Source organism: Edwardsiella ictaluri ATCC 33202, assembly GCF_000264785.1.
GTDB classification, from domain to species: Bacteria; Pseudomonadota; Gammaproteobacteria; order Enterobacterales; family Enterobacteriaceae; genus Edwardsiella; species Edwardsiella ictaluri.
This window is the reverse complement of the sequence record NZ_AFJI01000113.1, coordinates 151,192-162,483: the sequence shown is the minus strand read 5'-3', so window position 1 is coordinate 162,483 and position 11,292 is coordinate 151,192. Positions and strand designations below refer to the sequence as shown.

The 11,292-nt window shown below is 61.6% G+C and carries 12 protein-coding genes, 1 pseudogene and 1 riboswitch; of the genes and pseudogenes, 4 read left to right on the top strand and 9 right to left on the bottom strand.

From position 1 onward, the window contains the following. Nucleotides 1-25 precede the first annotated feature (25 nt). Nucleotides 26-664 (bottom strand): DsbA family protein, encoded by a 639-nt coding sequence (locus EIEH_RS16760; RefSeq protein WP_015870542.1) that lies wholly within the window; start codon nt 662-664, stop codon nt 26-28. Between the two features lie 124 nt (nt 665-788). Next, nucleotides 789-1,244: an inhibitor of vertebrate lysozyme family protein gene (locus EIEH_RS16755; RefSeq protein ID WP_015870541.1), complete on the bottom strand. Its 456-nt coding sequence runs from the start codon at nt 1,242-1,244 to the stop codon at nt 789-791. A gap of 214 nt (nt 1,245-1,458) precedes the next feature. On the opposite strand from EIEH_RS16755, the gene EIEH_RS16750 reads away from it, so the two are divergent. After that, the gene (locus EIEH_RS16750; RefSeq protein WP_035610394.1) at nt 1,459-2,325 is read left to right on the top strand and encodes a hypothetical protein; all 867 of its coding nucleotides are present in this window, start codon (nt 1,459-1,461) and stop codon (nt 2,323-2,325) included. 6 nt (nt 2,326-2,331) lie between these two features. Here EIEH_RS16750 and thiD read toward each other — a convergent pair whose 3' ends face one another. From thiD to EIEH_RS16735, 4 genes and pseudogenes are all read right to left on the bottom strand, one after another. Continuing rightward, a complete protein-coding gene (thiD, locus tag EIEH_RS16745) occupies nt 2,332-3,147 on the bottom strand; it encodes a bifunctional hydroxymethylpyrimidine kinase/phosphomethylpyrimidine kinase (RefSeq protein WP_035610390.1) in 816 nt (271 codons plus the stop codon). Next, entirely contained in the window at nt 3,144-3,947 is an 804-nt protein-coding gene (gene thiM / locus EIEH_RS16740; protein WP_015870538.1) for a hydroxyethylthiazole kinase, read from the bottom strand. Before thiM ends, thiD begins: the two co-directional genes overlap by 4 nt. Nucleotides 3,948-3,982: 35 nt before the next feature. Continuing rightward, nucleotides 3,983-4,079: riboswitch (TPP riboswitch) on the bottom strand. Between the two features lie 98 nt (nt 4,080-4,177). Beyond that, nucleotides 4,178-4,281: pseudogene (locus EIEH_RS18285) on the bottom strand (hydroxyisourate hydrolase); the annotation flags it as partial. Between the two features lie 191 nt (nt 4,282-4,472). Beyond that, nucleotides 4,473-6,128, bottom strand: a complete 1,656-nt coding sequence (locus EIEH_RS16735; RefSeq protein WP_015870536.1) for an FAD-dependent oxidoreductase — start codon at nt 6,126-6,128, stop codon at nt 4,473-4,475. A 125-nt stretch (nt 6,129-6,253) separates the two neighbouring features. On the opposite strand from EIEH_RS16735, the gene EIEH_RS16730 reads away from it, so the two are divergent. Continuing rightward, nucleotides 6,254-6,604, top strand: a complete 351-nt coding sequence (locus EIEH_RS16730; protein WP_015870535.1) for an ArsR/SmtB family transcription factor — start codon at nt 6,254-6,256, stop codon at nt 6,602-6,604. Nucleotides 6,605-6,637: 33 nt separating this feature from the next. On the opposite strand, the gene dld is transcribed toward EIEH_RS16730, so the two are convergent. Then, the gene (gene dld / locus EIEH_RS16725; RefSeq protein ID WP_370447965.1) at nt 6,638-8,329 is read right to left on the bottom strand and encodes a D-lactate dehydrogenase; all 1,692 of its coding nucleotides are present in this window, start codon (nt 8,327-8,329) and stop codon (nt 6,638-6,640) included. Between the two features lie 216 nt (nt 8,330-8,545). On the opposite strand from dld, the gene queD reads away from it, so the two are divergent. After that, nucleotides 8,546-8,908, top strand: a complete 363-nt coding sequence (queD, locus tag EIEH_RS16720; protein WP_015870533.1) for a 6-carboxytetrahydropterin synthase QueD — start codon at nt 8,546-8,548, stop codon at nt 8,906-8,908. Here the strand turns inward: queD and EIEH_RS16715 are convergent, their stop codons facing one another. Next, complete coding sequence (locus tag EIEH_RS16715) at nt 8,909-10,039, bottom strand: 3-phenylpropionate MFS transporter (RefSeq protein WP_015870532.1); 1,131 nt, start codon at nt 10,037-10,039, stop codon at nt 8,909-8,911. A 238-nt stretch (nt 10,040-10,277) separates the two neighbouring features. Here EIEH_RS16715 and EIEH_RS19410 point away from each other — a divergent pair, with 238 nt between their 5' ends. After that, nucleotides 10,278-10,451: a hypothetical protein gene (locus tag EIEH_RS19410; protein WP_015870531.1), complete on the top strand. Its 174-nt coding sequence runs from the start codon at nt 10,278-10,280 to the stop codon at nt 10,449-10,451. 39 nt (nt 10,452-10,490) lie between these two features. Here EIEH_RS19410 and queE read toward each other — a convergent pair whose 3' ends face one another. Further along, nucleotides 10,491-11,162, bottom strand: coding sequence for a 7-carboxy-7-deazaguanine synthase QueE (gene queE / locus EIEH_RS16710; RefSeq protein WP_015870530.1), 672 nt, complete (start codon nt 11,160-11,162; stop codon nt 10,491-10,493). Nucleotides 11,163-11,292 lie beyond the last annotated feature (130 nt).

The following is an 11,292-nucleotide window of genomic DNA, read 5'->3' as shown; positions in this document are numbered from 1 at the left end:
CGGCATTTATCAGCAGAGGAGATAACTATTTACCCTGAGCCAGCAGGAACTTCACCACGTCCGCATACTCACTGCGATAGCCGTCAATACTGGTCGCCTGCATTCCATCATTTTTAACCTGGTACTTGCCTGCAACATAAAACGACGGGGTGCCACGCACGCCAAAAGCCTGCACCGCATTCTCCTGTCGGGCCGTCAGCGATTTTACGACAAAACTGTTCAGAGCCGCATCATACTCTGCCGCCGCAACGCCGGAGTCGATAAATACCTGACGGATATCCGCCGGAGAGTTAATACTACGCTTCACCTGCACCGCATCAAACAGCGGCTTTTCCACCTTATCCGACACGCCAAGGGCCTGCGCCACAGACCACGCCTCCGTCAGCGCCACCCCTTGTGGCCCAAGGAAGCTCACGTGATATTTCACCACCTTCTCCCCTTGCGACAGGATCCCGTCTACCGCCTCACCGATGCGGTAGACGTTGGCAAACTGGTTACAGGGCGGGCAATAGAAAGAGAAAAATTCGACGACCGCAGGTGCTCCAGGCACGGCTTTAGGCATGTTGGTATACTGTTTTCCTTCCTGATACCCAGCGGCCTGAGCGGCAACAGAGCACAGTACCAGCAGGCCGACGGCGGCCTGGAAGAGTCCCTTTTTCATCATCACTTTACCGTATCAAGTTAAATTATGCGCAGAGTAACATTCCGCACGGCGAACGCTGTACTGATTTACAATTAATTACACCTAATTACTCACTGATACAGCGGCACCGCACGCGTGAAACGCGCTATTTCCAGCCCGGCTGAGAGGTGACCTGTTTCATCAACAGAGTTTTCAGGGAAGCATCCGGATTACCCAGCCACTGAAAGTGGACATGTTTAGAGGGATGCAGCATCGCCGCATCACTGTCTGGGAGCGTTACACGCAGCGCCCATGCCTGGCGTCGATCGCCGCTGAAGGCGATAAACACCTGCCGGTTGCCGCAGTTGTGTGGCTGGCAGATCATGCCAACCTGGTACGCCTTATCCTGCCAGGTCAGCGTCTGCGGCGGCGTGGAGGTTCCCTGCCCGCTGCGCACCCACGACGGCAGATCTTTCTCCCCCTGCAGCGCCTGTTTCCAGCTCTGCTGATACGACGGCTGCGCCATCAGCTCAGACAACGAGGGCGGAATAGCCTCGTCGGCCATTCCCGGCGCTGCGTAGGCCAACAGGAGGGCAGCCAGTACCCCGGCGATTGTTTTCATGATAACTCCTTCATTTAGATAGTGGCGGCAACAGCGAACAGCGTCGTGATTTATTCACACTACAGCTGACTAATAAATAGAACATTTACTATTTTTATTAATTATCTTCAATCGGAAAAAGTTGATCTATAGCAGAAAAGTATCCCGATACCGGCCTCACAGCCAGGCTTTAGGGTAAGCTTGGCCCGCCCACGTTCCTCAGGATACCACCGCTATGAGCGATATGATTACCCTTCCCCCGCTGCCCACTCTTGCGCGCGAACGCTACGATGCCGCCAGCGCCGGCGCGCTTGATGCGCTGGACTGTTCCGCCATCCGCCAGCGGGTCGACGCATTTGGCCACACCGATCGCCCGCAGGAGAGATACCTGACCGGCTGGATGGCGTTCAATCCACTGATCATCATCCGTAACTATCAGGATAAACGCGGCACTTCCAGCGGCGTTGTTCTCTCCATCGGCGATACGTATCGTTTCAGCATACAGACCATTACGCCGCGCATTCCCAAGCTGCTGCTGTGGGCAACCCTGCGCAGTAAACCGAAAACCTTGCCGCTGGTCGCCCTGCAAGATCTGGCCGTCGGCGATCGGCACCTGATTCCCTATCGCACCGTGCGCGATACCGCGCTGCGTGAGCAGATGACAGGCTGGTGGGCGGAGATCAATGACTATCTGGGCATCGCCTGCTGGCAGCACAGCCGCGGCTATCCGCAATGGCAGGCGCTGGAGAACAGCCTGAGCTGCGACGGGGTCAGCCGCCTGCACCAGTGGCTCCAGCGCGACCCACAGTCGTTGGATCACGACGGTGACTACGCTGGACGCTGGCACGATGGCCTGTTCATCGCCACGCGGGCCGCCAGTGCATCCAACCCGTGGCCATCGCTGCTGCTGAGCTGGAAAAGCCCACAGCGTCAGGCCAGCTATCTGATCGGCTGGCTGGCCACGGAGGAGGGTAAACCGGCGCTGGCGCTGGCGCTGCGCCCGGACGCGGAGATGCCATTTTTCACCCTCAACCGCTTCGACGCCGAGCACCTCCAGAGGCTCGCCGCGCTGAATGCGCTGGCGGCGCAGCACGCCGCTTAGCCCCGCTTACCACCAGCGGTAAAAGTGGTGCACCGGGCCAATGCCCTGTCCCACCTGCAGGGAATCCGCGGCCATCAACGCCCCCTGCAGATACACCTTCGCGGCGGCAACGGTAGCGCGCCAGTCTTCATGACGCGGACGCAGCGCCGCCAGCGCCGCGGACAGGGTGCAGCCCGTCCCGTGAGTATGGCGCGTCGCCACGCGCGCCGCACTAAAACGCTCGGCGGCGCCGTCGCGGGTCAGCAACCAGTCAGGGCTCTCCCCGCACCGCAGGTGTCCCCCCTTCATCAGAACCGCCTGACATCCCAGCGCCAGCAGCGCTTCGCCCTGGGCAACCATCGCCACCTCATCCTCTGCCGCCGCACACCCCAGCAGCGTGGCGGCTTCCGGCAGGTTGGGGGTGATCAGCGAGACCTGCGGCAACAGCTGCTCGCGAATCGCGCTGACGGCCTGTGGCGCCAGCAGCGCATCGCCGCTTTTGGCCACCATAACCGTATCCAGCACGACGTACGGCAAAGGATAGCGTTTCAGCGCATCGGCGACGCAGGTGACGATATCGGCGCTGGACAGCATGCCAATTTTCGCGCTGTCGATACGCACATCGCTCAGCACGGAGTCCAGCTGCTCCTGAACAAACCCGGCGTCAATAGGGTAAACCGACTGTACGCCGCGGGTATTCTGGGCCACCAGTGCAGTGATGACGCTGGTACCATAGGCGCCCAGCGCGGAAAAGGCTTTGAGATCGGCCTGGATCCCGGCGCCACCGCTGGGATCGGTACCGGCGATGGTCAGGGCATTAATCCGTTCTGCGCTCATGCTCATGCCCCCTCCCCCGCGATGACGGCGGGCTGAAGGCCATACAGGGCATCCAGGAAATGGGGCGTGAAGCTGCCGGGACCGCTGGCCTGCGCCGCCGCCCGCTGACCCGCCAGCGCCATCACCCGGCAGGCGCTGGCCACCGCCGTCAGACGATCGTCCAATACGCTGAAGGCCGCCGCCACCGCCGACAGCGCGCACCCGGTACCGACGACCTGGGTCATCAGTGGATCGCCGCCGTCGATCCGGTAGCTGTTATGTCCATCGGTCACGTAATCGCTGGCGCCGGTAATCGCCACCACCGCGCCGCTATCGCGCGCCAGCGCCGCTGCCGCCGGTAGCGCCGCCAGCGCGTCATCCTGGCTATCGACGCCGCGTCCGCGCGAGGGGGCGCCTGCCAGCGCCAGGATTTCAGAGGCGTTGCCGCGAATCACCGCCGGGCGCAACCGCAACAAACGATGGGCAAAATCACTGCGGTAGCGCAGCGCCCCGACGGCCACCGGATCCAGTACCCAGGGGGTTCCTGCCAGGTTGGCCGACTCAATCGCCGCCAGCATACTGTTGGCGCGCGTGTCATACAACGTACCGATATTAATCAGCAGCGCATCGGCCAGCGCTGCAAACTGGCGGGCCTCCTCAGCCTGCACAACCATCGCCGGAGCGGCGCCCAGCGCCAACAGCACGTTGGCCGTCAGGCTTTGCACCACTTCATTGGTCAGGCAGTGAACCAGCGGCGCGCGCTGGCGTAAGGTCATCAGCGCCTGGGCGCACAGCGCATCAGGCAGGGGGGTGGGTTGTGTCAACATGGCATCTCTCTCAACCGGCGTGAAGAAGGCGGCGCGGTCAGACACCGTGACTTCCCTACGCTGGCATTATCCAGATCAGGTAATACGGGTATTTCTCAGCCTTCACAAGGAAGGGCACCCCGAGTCATTTATTCATCAAAATACTGTAATTAACCCATGGTTAATCCACCGGCAGGATAATACTCACGCCGGAGATTGTAAATGCGTGGCGGCACACCGCGCAGGAGGCCTTAGTTGCCGCGATACGCGGCGTGCCATACTGGCTCAGCAACAGCGGCATATGCAGCTTTTCATTCTGCTGCATTACCCGGAACAGGACCGGCACCTCCGGAAAAAGGCAGGCATGCCGGAAAGCAAGCGTACTGCCAGTACGTATCAGCCTGGCTGCGGGAAAATCTACTCAAAACCTGATTTATTCAACAAGTTCGCGTAAATACACTAATTGAAAAAACACTCTTTTTACTTCACCCTGCGCTCATATTACACCGGGATCGTCCGCCGGGAGGACAATCCCGGTGCGCCGCGCTAGTCCTGCACCGCCAGCGTCCGTGTAAAGGTGATATAACCCCCGCTCAGATTACGCGCACGGAAGCCGTGCTGAAGCAGAATGCGGTAGGCCACGTGACCCCGCAGACCCGACTGGCAGCCGATCAGGATCTCCTTATCCCGCGGTAGCTCATTCAGACGTTCGCGCAGTGCATCCAGCGGGATGTGCAGCGCCTGCGGATAGGTTCCATGCGCCTTCAGCTCCTGCGGGGTGCGGATATCCAGCAGACACTGGCGCGCCGGATCGCGCTGCAGTACGTCGGCGACATGGCAAATCGCGGTATCGCCGCAGCGTACGTTGGCCGCCAACATCCCCGCCTGATTGACCAGATCCCGGGCGCTGTTATAGGGCGGCGCATAGCACAGCTCCAGATGTTCCAAATCCTCCACCTTCAGCCCGGCGCGCTGGGCGACAGAGATCACATCAATGCGCTTGTCGACCCCCTCCTGGCCTATCGCCTGGGCGCCAAGAATGGCGCCGTTGGCCGGATCGAAAAGCAGCTTCAGACTGATGGGCGTCGCGTGGGGGTAGTAGCCGGCGTGGTCAGACCCATGCACATACACCTTCTCATAGCCCCTCTGCTGGCGCTGCAGCAGCTTCTCACTCAGCCCCACGCTGGCGACGGTCATATCAAAGACCTTACACACCGCCGCCGCCTGGCTACCGCGGTAGCGGCTATCACGCCCCAGCATGGTATCGGCCGCAATGCGCCCCTGGCGGTTGGCCGGCCCAGCCAGCGGAACCAGTAGTGGCATGGCGTCGTCAAAGGGCGGCGCCTCAACAGCGTCGCCTACCGCGTAGATATCCACCGCGGAAGTGCGCATCCCGCTGTCCACCCGAATACCGCCACTGGCGCCCAGCGCCAGGCCGGCATCCTGTGCCAGGCGACTTTCCGGCCTCACTCCGATAGCCATGATCACCAGCCCGCTCTGCAGCACGCTGCCGTCGCTCAGGGTCAGGGCCATGCCCTCCCCGTCGGCGGCGATCGCCTGCAGCGCCGTCTGCAGGCGCAGATCCACCCCGTGGCGGCGCAGCGTCTGGTGCAGCGGCACCGCCATCTCGCCATCGACCGGCATCATTACCTGAGCGCCCATCTCCAGCAGGGTGACCGCCAGCCCACGCTGATGCAGTGCCTCGGCCACCTCCAGACCAATAAAGCCCCCACCGACCACGGTGGCATGCTGCGGTGCCCGCGCCGCAATGTGCGCCAGAATGGCATCCATATCGTTAATGCTGCGCAGGGTAAATACCCCCGGGCTTGTCACCCCCGGCAACGGCGGCACCAGCGGCGCGGCACCGCTGCTCAGCAGCAGGCGATCGTAGGACTCATGGTAGGTCTTCCCGCTGGCGCTATCGCGCACCTCCACGCTTTTTCCCTGGGGATCGATGGACAGTACCTCGTTGCGCACCCGAACCTCAACATTGAAACGCTGGCGAAAATCCTGCGGCGTCTTCAACAGCAGGCTATCGCGCTGCGGGATTTCACCGCCGATATGATAGGGTAGGCCACAGTTGGCGAACGAGGCATACTCCCCGCGCTCCAGCACGATGATCTGCGCCGTCTCAGACAACCTTCTGGCCCTGACCGCGGCGGATGCGCCCCCGGCAACCCCACCGACAATTACGATTTTCATCTGCTCACCTCATCGAATCCGATTATCAGACCGGCAGCGACCCGGCTCGGCGTTGCCAGCTTCCCCTCATCATTATATAATAATATATAATATTAAATAAGAAAGCGTTGGTGAGGAAGCGCACGATGACGACATCTCAAATGCACCGACAGATGCAGCGGGCGGCGGCGGACACATCGCGGATCCTGCGCGCGCTGGCCAATCCGGATCGCCTGCTGCTGTTATGCTGCCTCAGTCAGGGCGAGGCGGCCGTCGGTGAGCTGGAGGCGACGACGGGGATCCTGCAGCCGACCCTCTCCCAGCAGCTCGGGGTGCTGCGCCGCCTGGCGCTGGTCACCACCCGGCGCGAAGGCAAACAGATCGTCTATCGCATTGACGATCCGCGCACGCTGGCCCTGCTGGAAACCCTGCACCGCCTGTACTGTCCGCCGGCGGATGAAAAGCTGGCCCAGGGCGTATCGCGTAACGGGTCGTGAGCATCGCTGGCGCGCACGGCTACGGGACACGCCCTAGTGGCCACCGTCGCAGCCCCAGCTGCGGCACTTACTGGTCTTGCCGATGCCGGGATTGAGGGTATTGGTGGGATCCTGATGACGATAAAAGGCCTCAAGCTGCGGCTTGGCGCGGTAGAGATGGCCCACGTTATGCTCCGCCGGGTACTCCGCGCCGCGCGCATCCAGCAGCGCCAGCATCTTCGCCTTAATCGCCGCCACATCGGCCCCCTTGCGCACGATATAGTCCTGATGAAATACGTGACACAGAAAGTGGCCATAGTACAGACAGTGCGACAGATCCTGCATCAGCTCCGGCGGCAACTGTTCAAACCACTGCGTGTCGTTGCGCCGCAGGGCGATATCCAGCGCCAGAATATCTTCGACCTGCCGGTCATGCACCGCCTGATAGCGTATCGCCGCCCCGGCGGCGGCAAAGCGATGTAAAAATGCCTTGTTCCCCTCCTCCGGCGTACAGGTAAAAAAGTCGCCGTCGGCCTGGGCAAAATAGTCGCTCAGCCACCGCTGTGCCTCCTCGATCCCCTCTCCGGCCATCTTCAGCAACAGGTGGTGGGAATAGCGATCGCGGTACTGCCTGATGCGCGGCGGCAGATGCCCCGGCCACAGACGGCTCAGCGCCTGCATCGCGCGATCGACCGGGTGGAACGGCAGCAGCGGCACACGCGCTGCCCATGCGTCGATCCGCCCCTTCAGGTTGAAGAAGAACGGCATCCTGTCTGTCCCCAGCTTTTCGATCATCAAAAAGGTATCTTTACCGTAGCGCTCGGCGATATCAAACGTATCGCGATGCAGATACTCCGCGGCCACCGGCAGGTGGGTAAAGTGGCTCAATATATGCCGCCGCAGCCCGGTCAGCACCTGGGGCCGATCGGTACCGATATAAAACACCTGCTGGCGCGCCTCCGCAGGAAAGGTATCCAGACGCACGGCGAACACCGCCAGCTTTCCGGCACAGCCGGAGGCCTCAAACAGACGCCGTTCATCGGCATTAAAGCGGGCCGGCGTGGCGGCATCGACCGCCCTGACGCGCTGCGCATACTGATGATCGGAGGCCCGGCGCGTATCATGCTGAACATCCGCATCGCTGTAACGCCGCAGGGACAGGTTCTCCAATATGGCCTCCGGCGTCTCGCCCAGCGCAATGCCCAGATGGTTGATCAGCTCTGCCTCGCCTTTTTCATTGACCCGTCCATACAGCGCCATTTCGGTATAGGCCGGACCACGCTGCACCAGCGCACCGCCGGAGTTGTTACAAATACCGCCGATTACCGAGGCGCCGATACAGGAGGAGCCGATCACCGAATGGGGCTCCCGCCCCAGTGGCTTCAGCAATCGCTCAAGCTGCCACAGGGTGGTGCCGGGCAATGCTACCACCTGACGCCCCTCACCCAGCAGTTGGGCGCCACCCAGGCGCAGGGTATTGATGATCACCAGCTCGCGATCGTAGTCATCGCCGCTGGGGGCCGACCCTTCGGTCAGGCCGGTATTGGCCGCCTGCATCAGAATGATGCGATCGGCCTCGACGCAGGCCTTGAAGATCCGCCACATCGCCAGCAGCGTGTCGGGGAACACCACGGCCAGCGCGCGGCCCTGACCGGAGCGAAAGCCTTTACAGTAACGCGCCGTTTTGCGCGTATCGCTTAACACCCGGGAAGGACCTGCGATGGCGCGCAGCTGGGACAGCAGCATCTCGGCCGGTGGGACGGGGCGGGAAAAGGGCATGGCATCACTCCTGTGACGGCAGAATCAGGTGCCGTCCAGCATAGTGTCTAACGCCTAAAGTTAACAAATAAAAAACATAACAATGCAGACCAAATAACACAATCGGGGCCGATCTGTGGCGCAAACTACCCCCCCGCGCCGCTTTGCGCTACCATGCGCTTCTTTTGGTTATGAGGCGTCACCATGACAACCACCCTGTTTAAAGAGTTTCAGTTTGAAGCGGCCCATCGTTTGCCGCATGTACCGCAGGGGCACAAATGCGGCCGTTTGCACGGCCACTCGTTTCTGGTGCGCATAGAGATCACCGGTGAGGTCGACCCTCACACCGGTTGGGTAATGGACTTTGCCGATCTGAAAGCGCGCTTCCAGCCGATCTATGATCAGTTGGATCACCACTATCTCAATGAAGTCGCCGGACTGGAAAACCCGACCAGTGAGGTACTGGCCCGCTGGATTTGGGATCAGCTCAAGCCACGCCTGCCGCTGCTGAGCGCGGTGCGGGTCAAAGAGACCTGTACCGCTGGCTGCACCTATCGCGGTCAGTGATCAGCGGGCGCCGGGGCGCAGGAACAGCACCGGCGTCACCAGCAGCGCCATCAGATAAAACATGCCGCTGGGGCTGTACTGATATACCACCCCCGCCAGCACCGTCATCACCGCCACGCTTCCCCCCATGCCCAGCGCGGAATAGACCGCCTGCAGACGGATCACATCGCCGCCCTGACGTGCCGAGATAAAGCGCATCGCAGCCAGATGGCATACGGTAAAAGTACCGGCATGCAGGATCTGCATCACCACCAGCCACGGCAGCGCCGTCGTCGCCCCCATCATCACCCAGCGCAGCAGTGAGCAGAGGCAGGATAACAGCAGCAGGCCAGACACCGTCCAGCGGCGAAACAGACGATTGCTCAGGGCAAAGATAATCACCTCAGCCACCACCCCCAGCGACCACAGGTATCCCACCAGCGACGCAGAGTAACCGGCCCGGCTCCAAAAAAGGGTGCTGAAGGCGTAATAGCCGGCGTGAACTCCCTGCAACAGCGCGCAGCACAGTAAAAAACGCCACACCGAACGCTCCCTAAGCAAAATGGACCAGGGGGTGACCTGCGCCGTCTGATGGGCAGGGCCATCCTGAGGCGGCTGCGTGGGGCGCAGCAGCATGCCCAGCAGCATCGCCAGCAGTCCCCCCAGCAGGCTATACAGGATAGCCTGATGGCCAAAGGCGTTGACCAGCTCACCGGTCGCTGCCGATCCCACGATAAAGGCCAGGGATCCCCACAGGCGCACCTTGCCGTAGTCCAGCCCAATCTGGCGCTGCCAGGTCGCCGCCAGCGCATCGGTCAGCGGCACCAGAGGACCATAGAACAGGCTGAACCCCACCATCACCGCCATCAGCCAGGCCCAGGCGCTGCCCAACATAAAGCCGACGCCGCAGAACAGGACGATCAGCGTCACCAGACGCAGCGCCACCAGCAGCTGGGAGGTTCTCTTGACCGCCGGGGTAATGAACAGGCTACCGACGAAGCGAGCGCCCATCCCGGCGCCCAGCAGAATGCCGATGGACTCCGGCGAGATCCCCTGCTCCTGCAGCCACAGACTCCAAAACGGAAGAAAGACACCGAATGAGAAAAAATAGGTAAAATAACTGAGCCCTAACCAGCCCGCTGATGGCAGCATATCCTCTCCTTGCCAGCGCGTATTGTCCCACTGACTTCCCGCCCACCGTGAAAATAGCCGCCTACTTTAGCCATCCACCGGGGCCCAGGCAAACGATTATTCGATGTCATCGCCGAGTCCGGCGGCGCAGAAAAAGGCAAGAAATGAGAACGCATACGGTTTTCAGACATTACCTGCTTTCTCTCTGGCGCCGACGCGCTATGATGCGCCGGCAAATAATCCATCAGGAGCGTATACCGTGACGCAAAGCCCTCACTCAGACTATCGTCAGATCGATGCCCGCAAGGAGGAGATCAATGAGCAACTATGGATGATTGAGATGGATCTCAGGCCGGAGCGCCAACCGACGTCGCCGACCCAACCGGTCGGTCTCCACACGCCGCGGCGCCCGGCGCCCGCGGCCCGACGCTAGTGCCAACGCGCCCCGCCGATGTCCGGCGGGGCGCGCTACTCAGACGATATTCAGGTATTTATGAGTCTGCATGGACAGGCGCCAGTTGCGCGCCAGGCACGTTTCAATACACAGGCGGGTCGCCTCTTCCTTGCAGGAGATCGGCTGTAGCGCCACCACCGGCGGCAACTCACCGTCCAAACGCGCCAGCAGCGCATCCAGCGCCTCGATATCGCGCGCCCGCGCAACCGGGTGTTTTATCTCGTTGGCGCGGCGCAGCGCGTCGGTAAGCACCTCCATCCCTCCGCGCATCCCCACCTTGGGGGATACGGTCACCCAGGTCTGTGCGCTGCAGCGCACCGGGTGGGTTCCGCTGGTCTCTATCTGGCAGCGATAGCCGCCCTGCTCCAGCGCCGTGGTCAACGGCAGCAGATCGTACATACAGGGCTCGCCGCCGGTGATCACTACGCGGCGGGCCTGATAGCCCCGCTGCCGTAACAGCGCAACCAGCGCCGCCGCATCGGCGCTGGCCCAGGCTTCGCTCTCCGCCGTCTTTTCAACGATCTGCGCCAGATCGGCCTGGCGCTCCGGACGCTGATGCCAGGTGTGCTGACTATCGCACCAGCTACAGCCGACCGGGCACCCCTGCAGACGAATAAAAATCGCCGGAACGCCGGTATAAAAACCTTCGCCCTGTAAACTCTGAAATACTTCATTGATCGGATACTGCATCGTGTTCTGCCTTGTTTGAGGACGCCTCGGACGGGCGGCATTGTGGCAGATTTCCCCGCGCACGCCAAACCGCCGCCGCCTCATCGGCCGCGATAAACGCAGCTATCGGACACAACTATTTGACCTGTCG